Origin of the sequence: Nocardioides flavus (ex Wang et al. 2016), assembly GCF_014653115.1 — a bacterium.
Taxonomy (GTDB): Bacteria; Actinomycetota; Actinomycetes; order Propionibacteriales; family Nocardioidaceae; genus Nocardioides; species Nocardioides flavus.
Window position 1 is genome coordinate 106,556 of the sequence record NZ_BNAD01000004.1, and the last position, 16,428, is coordinate 122,983.

General features: G+C 73.3%; 18 protein-coding genes. 6 read left to right on the forward strand and 12 right to left on the reverse strand.

Features of this window, described 5'->3' with window-relative positions:
* Positions 1–11: 11 nt before the first annotated feature.
* The 5 genes from IE200_RS09165 to mraZ form a co-directional block, all read right to left on the reverse strand.
* Positions 12–1,787, reverse strand: a complete 1,776-nt coding sequence (locus IE200_RS09165) for a peptidoglycan D,D-transpeptidase FtsI family protein (protein ID WP_229856325.1) — start codon at positions 1,785–1,787, stop codon at positions 12–14.
* 90 nt (positions 1,788–1,877) lie between these two features.
* Positions 1,878–2,441, reverse strand: a complete 564-nt coding sequence (locus tag IE200_RS09170; protein ID WP_191279172.1) for a hypothetical protein — start codon at positions 2,439–2,441, stop codon at positions 1,878–1,880.
* Complete coding sequence (gene rsmH / locus IE200_RS09175) at positions 2,438–3,424, reverse strand: 16S rRNA (cytosine(1402)-N(4))-methyltransferase RsmH (protein WP_191279173.1); 987 nt, start codon at positions 3,422–3,424, stop codon at positions 2,438–2,440. Before rsmH ends, IE200_RS09170 begins: the two co-directional genes overlap by 4 nt.
* A 4-nt stretch (positions 3,425–3,428) precedes the next feature.
* On the reverse strand, positions 3,429–3,590 hold the full coding sequence (locus IE200_RS09180) for a hypothetical protein (protein WP_191279174.1): 162 nt from the start codon (positions 3,588–3,590) through the stop codon (positions 3,429–3,431).
* 271 nt (positions 3,591–3,861) lie between these two features.
* Positions 3,862–4,290: a division/cell wall cluster transcriptional repressor MraZ gene (gene mraZ, locus IE200_RS09185; protein ID WP_191279175.1), complete on the reverse strand. Its 429-nt coding sequence runs from the start codon at positions 4,288–4,290 to the stop codon at positions 3,862–3,864.
* Positions 4,291–4,644: 354 nt separating this feature from the next.
* Here mraZ and IE200_RS09190 point away from each other — a divergent pair, with 354 nt between their 5' ends.
* From IE200_RS09190 to IE200_RS09200, 3 genes are read left to right on the forward strand one after another with little or no spacing between them, the layout of a single operon-like run.
* Entirely contained in the window at positions 4,645–5,640 is a 996-nt protein-coding gene (locus IE200_RS09190; protein ID WP_191279176.1) for an AAA family ATPase, read from the forward strand.
* Positions 5,633–6,901 (forward strand): DUF58 domain-containing protein, encoded by a 1,269-nt coding sequence (locus tag IE200_RS09195; RefSeq protein WP_191279177.1) that lies wholly within the window; start codon positions 5,633–5,635, stop codon positions 6,899–6,901. The genes IE200_RS09190 and IE200_RS09195 overlap by 8 nt, the downstream gene beginning before the upstream one ends.
* On the forward strand, positions 6,898–9,258 hold the full coding sequence (locus IE200_RS09200; protein WP_191279178.1) for a transglutaminase family protein: 2,361 nt from the start codon (positions 6,898–6,900) through the stop codon (positions 9,256–9,258). Before IE200_RS09195 ends, IE200_RS09200 begins: the two co-directional genes overlap by 4 nt.
* 148 nt (positions 9,259–9,406) lie before the next feature.
* Here IE200_RS09200 and IE200_RS09205 read toward each other — a convergent pair whose 3' ends face one another.
* The 6 genes from IE200_RS09205 to IE200_RS09230 all read right to left on the reverse strand — a co-directional run bounded on the left by IE200_RS09205 (position 9,407) and on the right by IE200_RS09230 (position 13,325).
* A complete protein-coding gene (locus IE200_RS09205) occupies positions 9,407–9,853 on the reverse strand; it encodes a DUF3040 domain-containing protein (RefSeq protein ID WP_191279179.1) in 447 nt (148 codons plus the stop codon).
* A gap of 99 nt (positions 9,854–9,952) precedes the next feature.
* Positions 9,953–11,122: a DNA polymerase IV gene (dinB, locus tag IE200_RS09210; protein WP_191279180.1), complete on the reverse strand. Its 1,170-nt coding sequence runs from the start codon at positions 11,120–11,122 to the stop codon at positions 9,953–9,955.
* Positions 11,123–11,176: 54 nt separating this feature from the next.
* Positions 11,177–11,923 (reverse strand): class I SAM-dependent methyltransferase, encoded by a 747-nt coding sequence (locus IE200_RS09215; protein WP_191279181.1) that lies wholly within the window; start codon positions 11,921–11,923, stop codon positions 11,177–11,179.
* Positions 11,924–11,987: 64 nt separating this feature from the next.
* A complete protein-coding gene (locus tag IE200_RS09220; protein ID WP_191279182.1) occupies positions 11,988–12,389 on the reverse strand; it encodes an SAV_6107 family HEPN domain-containing protein in 402 nt (133 codons plus the stop codon).
* A 10-nt stretch (positions 12,390–12,399) separates the two neighbouring features.
* Complete coding sequence (locus IE200_RS09225; RefSeq protein ID WP_191279183.1) at positions 12,400–12,675, reverse strand: DUF6504 family protein; 276 nt, start codon at positions 12,673–12,675, stop codon at positions 12,400–12,402.
* A gap of 182 nt (positions 12,676–12,857) precedes the next feature.
* On the reverse strand, positions 12,858–13,325 hold the full coding sequence (locus IE200_RS09230; RefSeq protein ID WP_191279184.1) for a hypothetical protein: 468 nt from the start codon (positions 13,323–13,325) through the stop codon (positions 12,858–12,860).
* Between the two features lie 45 nt (positions 13,326–13,370).
* On the opposite strand from IE200_RS09230, the gene IE200_RS09235 reads away from it, so the two are divergent.
* Genes IE200_RS09235 through IE200_RS09245 form a run of 3 tightly spaced genes read left to right on the forward strand, consistent with a single transcriptional unit; the run spans position 13,371 to position 15,795 of the window.
* Positions 13,371–13,844, forward strand: a complete 474-nt coding sequence (locus IE200_RS09235; RefSeq protein WP_191279185.1) for a YbaK/EbsC family protein — start codon at positions 13,371–13,373, stop codon at positions 13,842–13,844.
* Positions 13,845–13,852: 8 nt separating this feature from the next.
* Complete coding sequence (locus tag IE200_RS09240) at positions 13,853–14,443, forward strand: DUF4126 domain-containing protein (RefSeq protein WP_191279186.1); 591 nt, start codon at positions 13,853–13,855, stop codon at positions 14,441–14,443.
* Between the two features lie 35 nt (positions 14,444–14,478).
* Positions 14,479–15,795 carry a phytoene desaturase family protein gene (locus IE200_RS09245; RefSeq protein ID WP_191279187.1) on the forward strand — a complete coding sequence of 439 codons (1,317 nt, stop codon included), beginning with the start codon at positions 14,479–14,481 and terminating at the stop codon, positions 15,793–15,795.
* On the opposite strand, the gene IE200_RS09250 is transcribed toward IE200_RS09245, so the two are convergent.
* Positions 15,789–16,397 carry an SIMPL domain-containing protein gene (locus IE200_RS09250; protein WP_191279188.1) on the reverse strand — a complete coding sequence of 203 codons (609 nt, stop codon included), beginning with the start codon at positions 16,395–16,397 and terminating at the stop codon, positions 15,789–15,791. The two genes, IE200_RS09245 and IE200_RS09250, sit on opposite strands and share 7 nt — an antisense overlap.
* Positions 16,398–16,428: the final 31 nt, after the last annotated feature.

Sequence of the window (16,428 nt, forward strand, 5' to 3'; positions counted from 1 at the left end):
AGCGTATCGGCTCACCACTCGACGGGGAGCCGCGACGGTGTGCCGCCGGTCGGCTCGACGCCGTAGCGGCCCAGGACGTAGCCCATGATGCGCGAGAAGACGGGCCCGGCGACCGAGCCGCCGCCCCCGTCGACCTTGGGTGCGTGGACCACCACGTAGACGGTGAAGCGGGCGTCGTCCGCGGGCGCGAACCCGCCGAAGGACACCGACGTGCTGCCGTCGTAGCAGCCGCAGTCGCCGTCGACGCGCTGCGCGGTGCCGGTCTTGCCGGCCACGAGGTAGCCCGGCACCTGCGCGCGGGGAGCCACTCCGTCCTCGGGGTCGACGACCTTCTCCATCATCTTCGCCGTGCCCCGGGCCGCCTGCTTGCTGACCACGCGCTCGCGGGTCGCGACGTCGGTGCCGACGGTGACGCCGTCGTCGGTGACGGCCGTGCCCGAGATGACGCTCGGGGAGACCCGGACGCCGTCGTTGGCGATCGTATTGACCGCGGCGGCCATCTGGACGACGTTGACCGACAGCGACTGGCCGAAGGCGACGCGGTCCTTGGTCTGCGACGTCATCGCCTCGCCGGGCGTGAGGATGCCGGGCGTCTCACCCCGTACGCCTATGTCGGTGCGCCGGCCGAGGCCGAACCTGTTCAGGTAGTCGACGAGCTGGACCGGCGTGAACGCGTCGGCGGCGAGCACGGTGCCGATGTTGGACGACTTGGCGATGATGCCGGCCAGGGTGAGCCGGATGTTGCCGTGGTCGAACCAGTCGCCGATGACGCGGTCCTGGCGCGCGAGGTTGGGCGGGACCCGGAACCGCTGGCGCGGGAAGGCCTTGTCGGCGTCGATGAGCGCGGCGGCGGTGAGCACCTTCGCCACCGAGCCCGGCTCATAGGTGTTGCTCATCGCGCGTGAGCCGAGGTCGTCGGTGGACTGCGCCTCGGTGGGCGCGTTGGCGTCGAAGGTCGGGACGTCCGCGAGGGCGAGGACCTCACCGGTGCGGGTGTCCATGACCACCGCAGCACCACTCTCGGCGCGGTACTGCTGGACCGTCTGGGCCAGCACCTTCTGCGTGAACCACTGCAGGTCGCGGTCGATCGTGGTGCGCAGGGGCTCGCCGTTGCGGGCGGCCTCGAGGGTGCTCTCGCGCAGCGGGATCCGGACGCCCTTGCCGGAGTTGGACTGCCAGGTGGCCTCGCCGTCGACGCCGGCGAGCTGCTCGTCGAAGGTGCGCTCGAACCCGCCGAGGGGCTCGTCGGTGCCCATGTAGCCGAGCAGGTTGGCCGCGACGTCGCCGGCCGGATAGGCCCGGATCGGGTCGTCCTGGAGGAAGACGCCCTCGAACCCGGCCTCCTGGACGGCGGCGAGCGTGTCGGTCGCGAGGGTGCTGGGCACGCGGCGGGCGACAAACTCGTAGCGGCTGCCCTCCGTACGCCCCTGGAGGGCGGTGAGGGCCTTGAAGTAGTCGACGGAGAGCCGCTCCGAGAGCAGCCGGGCCAGCTCGGGCGCCCGGTCCGCCGTGAGGGCCGGGTCCGCGATGACCATCTTGCCCTTGATCGAGTCGGCCAGCGGGACGCCGTTGCGGTCGAGGATGTCGCCCCGCTCGGCCACCAGCGTCACCCGCGCCGCGCCCTCGGCCGCGGCCATCGCGGCGTACGACTGGGGGTCGACCCCCTGGAGCTGGACCAGCCGGGCGCCGAAGAACGAGAGGACCATCGCGATGAGCACGAAGCCGATCCGCAGTCGCAGCATAGGCGCGCCGCGCGAGGCGCCACGCCTGGTGCGGGTGCTCGACACTGGTCTCCCTCTTCTCCGGACGGCTCCGCCTGGAGCCGGCCTGCTCGACAATCTAGGGCCGCAACCACGCCTGTCGGCGTGAGCGCGCCGTCAACGGTTGCGGTTCTTGCGCGGCTTGGTCGTGGGGGCGGCGGGGGCGGCGGGGGTGGTGGCGGCGGTCGCCTCCGGGGCGGCCGGCACCTCGACGACGACGGGCGCCGGGGCCAGGTTGGCCGGCTTGATCGGAGCGGGCGGCTGGAGCTGGATGGCGTTCTCCCGGGTGGCGGGGGTGCGCACGCCGCTCGTCGTGCCCGACGCGAGGTCGAGGAACACCGGCGCCGAGGGGATGACCATCCCCATCTGCTGCGCCTGCAGCGCCACGCGCTGCGGGTCGCGGAGCTCGTCGAGCTCGAGGCGCAGGGTCTGCTCGCGCGCGGCGAGCGTGTCGGCCTGGGTCTCCAGCGACGACGCCGTGAAGGAGGCCTGTTGCATGGAGGTGTTGAACAGGAGCAGGCCGACGATGCCACCGACGAGGACGAGGCTGACGAGCGTCACGAACGGCACCCGCGGCGCCCGCGTCCGCACCCGCGGCACGACCGTGAGCCGGGCCCGGTCGACGGCCTCCTGGGCGATGCGGGTGACACGCGTGCGTGACTGGAGGGCGGGGCTGCTCATCGGGCGACTCCTGGGGAAGTGGAGCGGGTGGCGGATCGGGGGCGGACGCGCTCGACGGCGCGCAGGCGCACGGAGGCGGCGCGAGGGTTCTCGGCGATCTCGTACTCGTCGGCCTGCTCGGCACCGCGGGTGACGAGCCGGAACGCCGGCTCCGCCCCCTCGGGCACGAAGGGCAGGTCCGGCGGGACGTCGAGGCGGGTGGCGTCGGCGAACGCGCGCTTGACCAGGCGGTCCTCCAGCGAGTGGTAGGACTCCACGACCACGCGACCGCCGACGCCGACCACCTCCAGCGAGGCGGGGATGGCGCGGCGCAGCACGGCGAGCTCGTCGTTGACCGCCATCCGCAGCGCCTGGAAGGTGCGCTTGGCCGGGTGGCCGCCCGTTCGCCGTGCCGGTGCGGGGATGGTCGCGTAGAGCAGCTCGACGAGGTCGGCGCTCGTGCTGAACGGCGTGGTCTCGCGTCGCCGGACCACCTCGCGGGCGATCTTGCTGGCGAACTTCTCCTCGCCGTACTCGCGCAGGATGCGGGTCAGCTCCTGGGCGGTCGCGGTGTTGAGGAGCTCGGCGGCGGTGATGCCGGTCGTGGGGTCCATCCGCATGTCCAACGGGGCGTCCTCGGCGTAGGCGAAGCCGCGCTCACGGACGTCGAGCTGCATGGACGAGACGCCGAGGTCGAAGAAGACGGCGTCGACGTGGTCGAGGCCGAGGGAGGCGACCACCTCGGGGAGCTCGTCGTAGACCGCGTGGACGGCGGTGAACCGCTCGCCGTGGTCGGCGAGCCGCTCGCACGACATCCGCAAGGCCTCGGGATCGCGGTCGATCCCGATGACGCGGGTGTGCGGCAGGCGCTCGAGGACGGCCTCGCTGTGGCCGCCGAGACCGAGCGTGCAGTCGAGGTAGACCGAGCCGGGTGCCTCGAGCGCAGGCGCCAGCAGGGCGACGACCCGGTCGAGGAGCACCGGGGCGTGGCGAGGAGTCGTCATCTGCTCAGCCCTGGGAGCCCAGGTGCGTCAGCAGCAGGAGTGCCAGGGCGAGGCTGCACGCCGTGGCTGCGGAGAACGCGATCAGCGCGGCCGCCTCGCGCGCCTGGTCGCGCACCCGCAGCGGCGGTGCCGCTGCGCTGCGTCCCAAGGGCTGGGTGGTGCTCATGGTCTCGACCCCACTTGTTGCTGCTGGTTGCTGACGTGTGCTGGCTGGCGGTGCGGCTGACACCCCCCGTCGTGTGGCACGGGGTGAGCCGCCGCACCAGGTCCCTGCCCGCTCCCTGCATGGGATGGCCCTCTGGTGCCGGGGAAGTGCCCCAGATGGCCACGCGAGGAGCGGGCTCGAGACCTGGTGATGCGGGTCGCGATGTCAGCTGTGGAGTTGTCGGTGGTGACGCTCGGGTGGTGACGCTCGGGTGGTGACGCTCGGGTGGTGCTCAGATGCCGGGGAAGACCTCGTCGCTGAGCTCGGAGAACTTCTGCTCCTGCTCCTCGGAGTAGGTCGCCCAGGCGGTCGGGTCCCAGATCTCGATCCGGTTCATCGAGCCGATGACGACGCACTCCTTGCGGAGCGAGGCGTACTCCCGCAGCGGTGCCGGGATGTTGATGCGTCCCTGCTTGTCCGGCACCTCCTGGCTGGCGGCGGCGAACAGCATGCGGACGTAGTCGCGGGTGTTCTTCTGCGTGACCGGCGCCTCGCGGAGCCGGTCGGTGAGCTTGGCGAAGTCCTCCATCGACCAGACGGTGAGGCAGCGCTCCTGACCCCTGGTCACCACGAGTCCCTCCGTCAGCTCGTCCCTGAACTTCGCCGGGAGGAAGAGCCGGCCCTTCTCGTCGAGCTTGGGCGTGTAGGTGCCGAAGAACATCCGGCACCTCCCCTTGCTCGGCGGGCAGATCGACCCTGTCCCCCACTTCGCACCACAGTACTCCACTTCACTCCACCGTCAACCAGATCACGCGTGTTTCACGCACGAATTTCGATCGTCCGGCGCGGATCGGCGCCGCACAGCGGTCGCCACCACCGAGCGGTCACAGGCGTGGAACCCGCCGGATCCACGCTCAGGACGCGTCGTGGGGGGCGCGGGTGGAGCGCCGGTGGGGAGGGACGGCCATCGCTGGTGGAGCGAAGTGGAGGAAGCGGGCGCCCGGACGGGTATGTTGCGCGCACCACATACCGTGGTGGCGAGCGTGAGCAGCACGAGCGAGGGGAACGGACAGACGTGACGACAGGGCTCTCCGGGCAGGCACCCGACCTCGACACCGTGCGCCGGGTGACCGGAGCCGTGCGCCAGAACATCGAGCGGGTGATCGCCGGCAAGCCCGACGTCGTCAACGCGGCCCTGGTCGTCCTGCTCGCCGAGGGCCACCTCCTCATCGAGGACGTGCCCGGCGTCGGCAAGACCCAGCTCAGCAAGGCGCTCGCCCGCAGCATCGACTGCTCGGTGCGCCGCATCCAGTTCACCCCGGACCTGCTGCCCTCCGACGTCACGGGGGTCTCGGTGTTCAACCAGGACACCCGTCAGTTCGAGTTCCGGCCCGGTGGCGTGTTCGCCAACGTCGTGGTCGGCGACGAGATCAACCGTGCGTCGCCCAAGACGCAGTCGGCGCTCCTGGAGTGCATGGAGGAGCGCCAGGTCACCGTCGACAACGCGACCTACCAGCTCGAGAAGCCGTTCATGGTCATCGCGACGCAGAACCCGATCGAGATGGAGGGCACGTACGCCCTGCCGGAGGCCCAGCGCGACCGGTTCATGGCCCGGGTCTCGGTCGGCTACCCCGTCGAGTCGGCGGAGATCGCGATGCTCGAGGGGCACACCTCCCACAACCCGCTCGACGACCTCGAGCCGGTCACCGACGCCGGCGAGGTCCGCAAGGTCATCGAGATCGTCGGCCGGGTGCACGTGTCGTCGGCCGTGCACCGCTACGCAGTGGCGCTCACGACCGCGACCCGCACCAGCAACGACCTGCACCTCGGTGCCTCGCCCCGTGCCACGCTGCACCTGGTGCGGGCCGCCAAGGCCGTGGCCGCGACCCAGGGGCGCGACTACGTCCTGCCCGACGACATCCACGGGATCACCTCGCCTGTCCTCGCGCACCGGCTGCTCCCCAACGTCGAGGCGACGATGAGCGGACGCACCACCTCCTCGATCCTGTCGGGGATCGTGGAGTCCGTGCCCGTGCCTTCGGCATCCGACTCCCGCGGCAGCCGTGCGTGAGGCACTCGGCGCCCTGACCGTCCGCGGACGGGCTTTCCTGGCCGCGGGCATCACGACCGTGGTCGCGGCCATCGTCGTGGGCCACTCGTCCGTGGTGCGCATCGGCGTGCTCGTCGCTGTGCTGCCCCTTCTCACCGCGTGGTGGGTCGGCCGGTCCCGCTACCGCCTCTCGCTCGTGCGTACGGTCTCGCCGCAGCTCGTCGTCGCGGGCCAGCCGGCCACGGTCGAGCTCACCGTCTCCAACGAGTCGCGCACCCCGACCGGTGTGCTGCTGCTGGAGGAGCGGCTCCCCTACGTCCTCGGCACGCGTCCCCGCTTCGTCCTCGAGGGGCTCGGCCACGGCTGGCGCCGTCACGCGACCTACCAGGTGCGTTCGGAGCTGCGCGGGCAGTTCGACATCGGACCGATGTCGGTGCGCGTCACCGACCCGTTCGGCCTCGTCGAGCTCGGACGTACGTTCCACGCCACCGCCCGGCTCACGGTGACGCCACGCACCATCTCCCTGCCGAGCATCCCGCTGGGCGGTGCGTGGACCGGGTCGGGCGACAACCGGCCCCGCGCGTTCGCCACCGGCAGCGCGGAGGACGTCACGGTCCGCGAGTACCGCCGCGGCGACGACCTGCGTCGGGTCCACTGGCGCAGCTCGGCACGCGTGGGCGAGCTGATGGTGCGTCGCGAGGAGCAGCCGTGGCAGTCGCGGGCGACCGTCTTCCTCGACAACCGCGGCACCTCGCACCGTGGTCAGGGCGCGGCCAGCTCCTTGGAGGGCGCGGTGTCGGCGGCCGCCTCGATCGCCGTCCACCTCGCCCACCACGGCTACACCGTGCGTCTGGTCACCGCCTCAGGCGACAGCCGCGAGACCGAGTGGCACTCGCACACCGCCGAGGCCGGAACGATCCCGCTGCTCGAGTCCCTCGCGGTCGTGCAGCTCGACCACTCCCCCGCCCCCGACACCCAGTGGCTCGCCGAGCCCGGGCACGGCGGACTCACGATCGGTGTCTTCGGCGGTCTCGGGGAGACCGACCTGCCGTTCCTGCGGCGCCTGCAGCACCATGCCTCCTCGAGCCTGGCGATCGCCCTCGACGTCGACGCGTGGGCACCGCACCTGCCCGCCCAGCCCGGCCCGGGTGCCGCCGCCCACCTCACGTCCACGGGATGGCGGTCCGTCACGGTCGGACCGCGCGACCGGCTCGACACCGCCTGGCAGGAGCTCGGGCTGCTGCAGAGCCGGGCGACCGCCTCCGCGGGGGCCGCACGATGAACGCCCCGTGGAGCACGCTCCCCCAGCAGCTCCGGCTGGCCGGCGTCGCGCTGCTCGCCGCCTGGGCCACGGTCCTGTCCTGGCGGGTGCTGACCGAGGGCTTCGCCGAGGTCGGCATGCCCCTGCTGCTCATCGGTGTGGTCCTCGCCGGGTCGGGCGCGCTGGCCCGCTGGCAACGGCTGCCCGCGGCCGGCATCGTCGCCGCCCAGCTCGTGATCGGCGCGCTCCTGGTGCTCGGGACGACCACCGGCTCGCCCGTCCTGACCCCTGACAACGTCGACGTCTTCGCGGCCGCGCTGCAGGGCGCGCTGGAGAGCTCCCGCGCCTACGCCGCGCCGGTCCAGCTCGGCGTACCACCTGTGCACCCCCTGCTGCTGATCGGCGGCACGCTGGTCGTGCTGCTGGTCGACGTCGTCGCCTGCACGCTGCGTCGCGCGCCGGTGGCCGGTCTCGTGCTGCTCGCGGCCTACACCCTCCCGGTCGCGGTGACCGGCAACGCGGTCTCGTGGTGGCTGTTCGCCGTGGTCGCCGGCCTGTTCCTCACCCTGGTCTTCCTCCAGCACAGCAGCTACGTCGCGGGCTGGGGACGCGCCCCCGACGGCGAGAAGGGCTCGTTCTCCGTCCGCACCGGGGCGATCGGCAACACCGCGCTCGCCCTCGGCGCGACGGCCATCGCGCTGGCGGTGGTGGTCCCCGTGGCGGTGCCGACGATGAGCATGAGCGTGTTCGAGGGCAACGGGCCCGGCACCCGCGAGGTGGAGGTCAAGGACCCCATGGTCGACCTGCGCCGCGACCTGCGTCGCGGCGAGGACGTGCCGCTGCTGTGGGTCACGACGTCCGGGCCGAAGCCGTCGTACCTCCGCATCTCGGTCCTCTCCCGCTTCAGCGGGTCGGAGTGGACCCCCGGTGACCGCGAGATCCCGGAGTCGCAGTCGGCAACCGGTGCGCTCCCGCCGCTCGACGGCGTCAGCCTCGAGGTGCCACGCCGCGAGTTCAAGTACGACGTGCGCGTCGGCCCCGACTTCTCCTCCGCGTGGCTGCCCACCGCGGCGCAGACGACCCGGATCGCCGCCGGCACCGACTGGCGCTACGACGTCAACACCCGCGACGTCATCGCCGCCCGCGAGGATGTCACCACCGCCGACAGCACGTACGACTTCACCGGCGTGCAGCTCACCTACGACGCCGACTCGATGAACTCCGCCGTCTCAGGTGCGGGCGCCGTGGCGGGCATCTTCAGCGAGGTGCCGAGCACCCTCAACAACGAGATCAGGCGGCTGGCGGCGAGCGTGACCGCCGAGGCGCCGACCCGCTTCCAGAAGGCGCAGGTGCTGCAGCAGTGGTTCCGCGAGGACGGCGGCTTCCGCTACGACCTCGGCCAGGTGCCGTCGGCGGGCGACGGCGGCGCCGACCTGCTGGCCTTCCTCGACGAGCGCGTCGGCTACTGCGAGCAGTTCGCAGCCGCGATGGCCATCATGGCGCGCGTGATCGGCATCCCGAGCCGCGTCGCGGTGGGCTTCCTGGAACCCGATCGCGCCACCAACGGGTCGTGGGAGTTCTCCTCGCGCGACCTGCACGCGTGGCCCGAGCTCTACTTCCCCGGGTCCGGTTGGGTCCGGTTCGAGCCGACGCCACAGGCGCGCGCGACGCAACCGCCGGCCTACACCGAGGCCGAGTTCGAGGCGGTCACGGAGACCGCGTCCCCCAGCGCGAGCAGCTCCAGCGAGCTGCTGCCCGAGCGCGGCGAGGAGCCCGACGCAGCCGATGCGACCACCGAGGAGGAGGCCTCCTCGTTCCCGTGGCGCCTGGTCCTGGCGACGCTGCTGGGACTCGCGCTGGTCGCGCTGGCCCTGATGACGCCCCGGCTGGTCCGCGGGGCGCGGCGCCGACGCCGGCTGGCCGGCGACATCGAGGACCTGTGGCTCGAGCTGCGCGACGTCGCGCACGACCTCGGCCACGCCTGGCCGACCGGACGCTCCCCCCGGCGCACCGGCGACTGGCTCGGCCGGCTGCTCGCGACACCGGTCCACGACTCCTCCCGCCCCGACCGCCCCCGCCGCGGTCGCGACCAGGCGCCCGAGGCCTCGCACGCCCTCGACCGGCTCGTCGCGGCGCTCGAGCACAGCCGCTACGCCCGCGACCCGGAGACCTTCACCGCCGATCGCTTCGCCGACGACCTCGTGATCGTCGAGGAGGCCCTGGCAGCCGGCGTCACGCCGCGTGAGGTGCGCCGCGCCGCGTGGTGGCCTGCCTCGGTGGCGGGACGGCGCACGTCCTGGCGCTCACGCACCCGCGCCGGCCAGACACGCGCCGGGGCCACCGCCGACGAGACGTCTGTCGACGAGCTGGTCGGCTGACGGTCCCGCGCGGGGATCGTTGTCGTCAGCCTTCGCAGTCGACCTCACTGGTGCGCCCTCGCACCACACCGTACGCACGAACGCCCGGTCCGAGGACCGGGCGTTGGTGACAGGCGCCGGAGGTCTGTCAGGGATCAGGTGGGACGGATCAGAAGCCGCGCTCGCGGCGTCGACGCCACCGCTCCTCCATGCGCTCCATGAAGGGGGCGCCGGAGCGCTGGCGGCCGGGCCGACCGGGGCGGTGCGAGCGGCCGCCGTCGACGACCCCGAAGCCGGTGCGTCCCGAGGACCGCACCTTGGCGGGCTGGTGCCCGGCGGTGCGCGTGGAGGTGAGCGCGAGGATCGTGCCGCCCAGCATCACGACGAAGCCGACCACGCCGACGATCGTCTGGAGCACCGAGCTGAGGTCCAGCAGCACCGCGACGACGAGGCACCCGATGCCGACCAGCACGATGGCACCGCCGGCGACCATGCGACGGCGGGCCGTGCGCGCGATCGAGGTGCCGCGCAGGGTGGAGGCGAGCTTGGGATCCTCTTCGACGAGGGCGCGCTCCATCTGCTCGAGCAGTCGCAGTTCTTCCTCGGAGAGCTCCACGGTTCCTCCTCACCTTCGTGTCTCAAGTCTAGGCACGCTCCTGCGCTCACGGTAGGCGTCCCCCCAAAATTCCACCCGCACGCAGGTGGTGGCCAGCCGTCAGACCAGGCTCGCCGGGCGTACGGCGGCCGCGCCAAACCTCCGCGTCGCCCGGTCGACCGCGCGGTCCGCCTCGGCCCAGCCCCGATCCGGTTCACCGAGCGCGAGCTGGTGGTGCACCGTGGCACGCGGCACGAGGCCCTCCACCCGGACGCCGACCAGCCGCAGAGGGGTGCGCCGCAGCGCCAGCCGGTCGTAGAGCCCGGTCGCGGCGCCATGGATCTCGACCGTCACGTCGGTCGCCTCGGCGAGCGTCCGCGACCGGGTGATGGTGGTGAAGTCGGCGAAGCGCACGGTGAGGGCGACGGTGCGCCCCGCCACGCCGGCCGCGCGCATCCGTGCCGCGACGCGCGCGGAGAGGCGCAGCAGCTCACGGACGATCACATCCCGGTCGTCGCTGTCACGTGCGAAGGTCTCCTGGGCCCCCATCGACTTCTCCACCGCACGCGGACCGGCGCCGACGTGCAGCTCGCCGCGGTCGGTGCCCCAGGCGAGGTGGTGGAGCTCGTGACCGAGGTGGCGTCCGACCGCGCGCTGCAGGTCCTCGAGCGGGGTGCGCGCGACGTCGCCGGCCGTGACCAGCCCGATCCGGTGGAGCAGGGCCCGCGTCTTCTCGCCCACGCCGTAGAGCTCCCCGACATCGAGCGGGTGCAGGAACGAGGCGACCTCCGCCGGTGGCACGACCAGCACGCCGTCGGGCTTGGCGCGCCGGCTCCCGAGCTTGGCGACGGACACCGATGCCGCCACCCCGACCGAGCAGGTGATGCCGTGCTCGTCATGGACGGTCGATCGCAGCTGCTCGGCGATGCGGGCGGGCGGACCGAGACGACGGACTGCTCCCCGGACGTCGAGGAACGCCTCGTCCAGCGAGATCGACTCGACGAGGGGCGTCACCTCGCGGAAGGTGGCCATCACCGACGCCGAGACGCTGGTCAGCGTGTCGAAGTCGGGCGCGAGCACGACGACCTGTGGGCAGAGGCGTCGCGCCCGGGCCATCGGCAGCGCCGAGTGGATGCCGTAGCGCCGGGCCACGTAGTTGGCGGCGAGCACCACACCTCGCCCGCTGCCCCCCACGACCACGGGCTGGTCGACCAGGTCAGGTCGCTCCCTCAGCGCGACGGAGGCGTAGAAGGCGTCCATGTCCACGTGGAGGAGCGGCGTGTCGGTCATGCGGGACCGCCGGAGGAGGGCACGACGGACGCGTCGGCGTCCCGTGCGTGAAGGTCAGCGGCGAGCCAGGACGTGGACCTGCGCGGCCAGCGGGAGGTACTCCGGGCGCGAGGCGACCGCCCGCTCGAGCTCGACGAGGGCCGCGGTCGCACCCGGCTCGAGGTCGAGGAGGCTGCCGGGAACCAGGTCGGAGAAGACCCGCACCGCGTGCACGGAGACGGCCTCCAGCCCGACCGCCCCGAGGAGGTCGAGGACCTCGTCGCGGGTGAAGCGGCGCCCGCCGCGACCACCGGTCGGGGCGGCGTCGCCGTCGAGGAGCTCGCGGGCGGCCTGGAAGTGCCCGGCCATCGCGCGAGCCACCACGGCGGCGTGCCGCTGCGCGACGAGGAGGCTGAGGTGTCCGCCGGGACGCAGGACGCCGGCGATCGCCGACAGCGAGGCGGACGGGTCGTCGACCATCTCGAGCACGCCGTGGCACAGCACGAGATCGGCCTCCTCGACCAGGCTCGGCAGGTCGTCGAGGTCGCCCTGCTGGCCGGTGACCCGGTCGGCGACGCCGCTCTCACGCGCGCGTCGGTCGAGGGAGGCAAGGGCGTCGGGACTGGGGTCGATGACCTGGACGGTGTGGCCGAGCTCGGCCAGTGGCACGGCGAACCCGCCCGTACCGCCCCCGACGTCGACGATGCGCGCCCGCTGCTCCCCCGAGGCCGCGGACTCCTCCAGCAACCGGCGTACGCCGTCCCAGACCACGCCGGCCCGGACCGACTGACGGCGCTCGCTGGCTGAGGCGGTGGGCTGCATGGGCCCAACCCTAGTGCGTGGGCGGACTCCGCCGGCTTGCCCGGCACCGACACCTCACGCTCCCTCAGGCGACGCTGGCGTGCGGGACCAGGCCGAGGGCCTGCTCGACGACGGCCAGGAACCGGTCGGCGTCGCGCACCAGGTCGTCGGCCTCGCGCTCGGTGACCGCCCGGGTCGAGCCGGCCTCGGCCGCCGCGCGCTTGGCGGCGCCGGCGGCGAAGAACGTCGCCCACTCCGACAGCTCGGGCGCGACCTCGGCGAGCAGGACCCATGCGTTCTTCTGCCGGCGCGCCCGGGGCGCGGGCCGGGCACGGGCGGCCAGGAACGCCGCAGCGGCACACAGTGCCGCCACGTGGGCGCAGGCATAGCGGGTGGGCACGTCTCTCGCGGTGATCGCGTCACGCAGCGACGTCGCCGACCGCTCGAGGTAGGAGTGGGCGGTGGCCGGGAGCATGTGGGGACCCATCACGGCCGCCTCAGTCCGGGCACCCGACGAGCTGCCAGCGCCCGTCGGTGCCGTCGAAGGTGAGGTCGAAGACGCCCTGCATCGCCTGCTCGTCGCCGGCGACCGGGCGGACGGCGCGGCCGGTGCCCGGCCCCCGGCCCGCCACGACCCGCCACAGCTCGCGGCCGGTGTCCACCCGGTGCGCGAGGACCGCGCGCACCTTCCACAACCTGCCCCGCCACAGGAACTGGTCGGGGTCCTCCGCCTCGCCTCGTCGCACCTCGACGGGGTCGTCGTACTGCTGCATCGCGCCTCCTCGCACATCGTCGACCCCTCGGCCGACCCGGGGGCGGTGGGGGTCGAGGTCACCGCCACCCGGATCGCATCGAACATCTGTTCGAACACCACGAACGGTACTACTCCCCACCGACAACGCGTCAAGAGCCGGCCGGAAGTCGGGTCGCGGTCGGTGGGCGACCGGAGGAAGGGTCAGACCCGGCGCAGGTACTCGGTCGTGTCCCGGCGCCACAGGAAGAACGACAGCACCAGGCCCTCGAGGATGACGAGCGCAGAGAGCACCACGAAGACGGTGGGCAGCTGGGCGTCGAGGCAGACCACGCCGACCAGCACCCCGACGCCCGCCGTGGCCGCCAGGACGGGGCGGGTCCAGCCGTGCCCCGCGACGAAGAACGACCCGAGCACGAGCGCCAGCACCGCGAAACCGACGAAGGCGACCACGGCCAGCGCCACGAAGCCCGGCACGATCGGGCTCTCCCGCAGCAGCTCGATGCCGCCCTGGGCGAGCAGCTCCTGGGCCGACGGGTTGCCCTCCGCCCAGCCGAGGATCACCTCGTCGCGCATCCACCAGATCAGGAGCGTGATCACTCCGGCGGTGGCCACGATCAGGCCGAGCACCCGCACGCTGTTGACCACGGATCCCGGCAGGTCGCGCGCCATCAAACTCCCCCTGAGCTCATCGTCGTTCGTCGCTAGGCTCGCATCATGGCGATCGAGCACGCATCCATCACCTCATTTCGAGGCGACCTCTCCCGGCGCGGTGGCACCGGCGAGGTGGTCATCCTGCCCGACAGCGTCCACACCGCGGCACTCGCCGCGGCCGCGCTGGGGTGTGAGGTCGGCGCCATCGCCAACAGCCTGCTCTTCGACGCCGACGGCGAGCCCGTCCTGATCCTCACGTCGGGGGCGCACCGGGTGGACACCGTCGCGGTGGCCGAGCGCATCGGGGTGGCCCGGCTGCGCCGTGCCGACCCCGACTTCGTACGGCGGCACACCGGGCAGGTGATCGGCGGCGTCTCCCCGATCGACCACCCGGCACCCGTCCGGACGTGGATAGACCCCTGGCTGCGCCGGCACCCGGTGGTGTGGGCGGCCGCCGGGCACCCGTCGGCCGTGTTCTCGACGACCTTCGACGAGCTGGTCGCGATGACCGGAGCCGTCGAGGTCAGCGTGGACTGAGGCGCACCGTGGACGCACTGGCGCTGACCTTCTCCAGCGGATGGGCGAGCGGCATCAACGCCTACCTCGTCGTCCTCGTGCTCGGGATCTCCGACCGCCTCGGCTCGTTCGCCGAGATCCCCGACGCGCTCGGCCGGTGGGACGTGCTCGCGGCCGCGGGCTTCCTCTACGCGATGGAGTTCATCGCCGACAAGGTCCCCTTCATCGACTCCACCTGGGACGCGATCTCCACCGCGATCCGCCCGACGGCAGGCGCCGTGATCGGCGTGCTCCTCGCCGGGGACGCCTCCACGCTCGACCAGGCCGTGCTCGGTGTCGTCGGCGGTGGCACCGCCCTGCTGAGCCACCTCGTCAAGGCCAGCAGCCGCCTCGCGATCAACGCCTCCCCCGAACCGGTGACCAACGTCGTGGCCAGCCTCACCGAGGACGCCGTCGTCCTGGTCGTGGTGTGGTTCGCCATCGAGCACCCCCGCACCGCGGCCGCCGTGGCCGGCGTCCTGCTGCTGCTCGGACTCGTCGCCGTCGTGCTCCTCGCCCGGCTCGTACGTCGCGGATGGCGTCGCTGGAAGAAGGCGGAGCCGGTCCACCGGGTCGCCTGACCCGTCCTCCGGCCCCGGGCCCTAGGGTTCCTCCCGTGGCTCGCGTGGTGGTGGTCGGCGGCGGCTTCGGCGGCATGGCTGCCGCCGCGCGCCTGGCCAAGCTCGGGCACGACGTCACCCTGCTGGAGCGCTCCGAGCGCCTCGGTGGCGCCCTGACGACCGTCGAGCGCGCCGGCTTCGCCTGGGACGCCGGCCCCACCAGCACCCTGCTGCCCGCGGTGGTCCGCGACCTGTTCCGCAAGTCCGGGCGTCCGCTGGAGCGCGAGGTCGACCTCCAGCCCCTCGACCTGGTCCGCGAGCACCGGTTCGAGGACGGCACGTCGCTGGGGCTACCGGGAGGATCCCGCGCCGCGCAGCTCGAGGCGTTCGAGCGGCTCGGCCAGGGCCTGGGGCAGCAGTGGATCGACCACGTGGCGTCGTACGGCGAGACGTGGGAGCTGCTGCGCAAGGAGTGGTACGAGCGGCCCTTCGACCCCGACGTGGCCCCACGCGCCCTCACCGACCTGCTCGCTCGGCGCGAGTCCCTGCACAAGCGGCTGCGCCGTGCGCTGCGCGACGAACGACTGCGACTGGTCGCCGGACACCGCCTCGTGATGGACGGGCACGACCTGCGGGACGCGCCTGTCATGGCGGGGGTGGACGCCTACCTCGAGCAGCGCTTCGGCGCCTGGACCGTCCCGGGCGGCCTGGCCGCCCTCGGCACCGCGATGGCCGACCGGCTCTCCCTGCGCGGGGTCACCGTCCTGACGGGCACGGACGCCACCGACCTGGTGGTGCGCGAGGGGCGCGTCGCAGCGGTGCAGGTCGCCGGCGGAGAGGTCGCCGCGGACCTCGTGGTCGTCGCCGTCGACCCGCGGCGACTGCCCGCACTGGCGACGTACGTCCGGCGCACCACGCCCGCCCTCCCGCCGGTCGTGTGCCACGTCGGGCTCGACACGACCGACCGGCCGCTCCCCGAGCTGCCGCACGAGGTCGTCCTCCACGGCGACCCGCTCCTCGTCGTGCGCACCGGGGGGCGCGCGCCGCACGACGGCGCGGCGTGGACGGTCCTGGCTCGCGGCCGCATCGCCGAGGACGTGCTCACCGCCCTGGCCCGGCACGGGATCGACGTGCGGCGGCAGGTCGTCACCCGCGTCGACCGCACGCCCCGCGACCTCGTCGAGGCCTGGGGCGGCTCACCGCACGGCGTGCAGTGGCAGGGCCCCCGCACGGCCCGCACCCGGCTCGGCCCGCGCACACCGATCCCGGGGGTCCTGGCCGCCGGTGCGCACGCCACGACCGGATCGGGGCTTCCCTTCGCCGGGCTCAGCGCCGCGCTGGTGGCCGAGGTCGTCGGGCGCGCGGGTCAGTAGGCCAGCTCCCACACCACCGTCACCGACGTGGTCACCGCCGTCTCCCCTGCCTCCAGGCCCCCGGCCGCGTCCCGCGCCATCGCCGCGCGGGGCATCGGCGACGGCCCGCGCCCGCCGTCGCCCTCGACGATCGACTGCACGGCTCCCAGGCCCGCCCCCGCCAGCCGCGCGAGCTGGGCGGCCTTGTCGCGGGCGTCGTGGAACGCGGCCTCGCGGGCCTCGTCGGCCGCGCCGTGGTCCTCGGTGACCTCCAGGCCGACGCTGTCGACCACGAGGCCGTCCCCGACCTCGGCCGCCAGCTCGGCGAGCATGGCGCCCGCGCAGGCGAGGTCGGCGCACCCGACCACGTAGGAGTGGCGGGCCTCGAAGCCCAGCCGCGTGCCGGTTCGGTCGTGCCACGGCCACACGGTGACCCCGGAGGAGGCGATGCGCCGCTCCTCGGTGTGACGTCGCACGACCTCGACGATCGAGCCCGCCGCCGCCGTCATGGCGGAGTAGGCCTCGCCGACACCGGCCCCGCGGGCCAGAGCGGCCAGGCGGACGACCGCGCTGTCGGGCGTGACCGTGCTCGTCCCTGTCCCGCTCACGGTGACGGTCTGCATGGGCCCAACGTAGTGGCGCCCCCGGCCGCGG

What these genes read in the sequence shown, in the direction of transcription:
- IE200_RS09170 (WP_191279172.1), bottom strand. Translation starts at nt 2,441, where the DNA reads ATGAGCAGCCCCGCCCTCCAGTCACGCACGCGTGTCACCCGCATCGCC.
- rsmH (WP_191279173.1), bottom strand. Translation starts at nt 3,424, where the DNA reads ATGACGACTCCTCGCCACGCCCCGGTGCTCCTCGACCGGGTCGTCGCC.
- IE200_RS09180 (WP_191279174.1), bottom strand. Translation starts at nt 3,590, where the DNA reads ATGAGCACCACCCAGCCCTTGGGACGCAGCGCAGCGGCACCGCCGCTG.
- mraZ (WP_191279175.1), bottom strand. Translation starts at nt 4,290, where the DNA reads ATGTTCTTCGGCACCTACACGCCCAAGCTCGACGAGAAGGGCCGGCTC.
- IE200_RS09200 (WP_191279178.1), top strand. Translation starts at nt 6,898, where the DNA reads ATGAACGCCCCGTGGAGCACGCTCCCCCAGCAGCTCCGGCTGGCCGGC.
- dinB (WP_191279180.1), bottom strand. Translation starts at nt 11,122, where the DNA reads ATGACCGACACGCCGCTCCTCCACGTGGACATGGACGCCTTCTACGCC.
- IE200_RS09215 (WP_191279181.1), bottom strand. Translation starts at nt 11,923, where the DNA reads ATGCAGCCCACCGCCTCAGCCAGCGAGCGCCGTCAGTCGGTCCGGGCC.
- IE200_RS09220 (WP_191279182.1), bottom strand. Translation starts at nt 12,389, where the DNA reads ATGGGTCCCCACATGCTCCCGGCCACCGCCCACTCCTACCTCGAGCGG.
- IE200_RS09225 (WP_191279183.1), bottom strand. Translation starts at nt 12,675, where the DNA reads ATGCAGCAGTACGACGACCCCGTCGAGGTGCGACGAGGCGAGGCGGAG.
- IE200_RS09230 (WP_191279184.1), bottom strand. Translation starts at nt 13,325, where the DNA reads ATGGCGCGCGACCTGCCGGGATCCGTGGTCAACAGCGTGCGGGTGCTC.
- IE200_RS09235 (WP_191279185.1), top strand. Translation starts at nt 13,371, where the DNA reads ATGGCGATCGAGCACGCATCCATCACCTCATTTCGAGGCGACCTCTCC.
- IE200_RS09250 (WP_191279188.1), bottom strand. Translation starts at nt 16,397, where the DNA reads ATGCAGACCGTCACCGTGAGCGGGACAGGGACGAGCACGGTCACGCCC.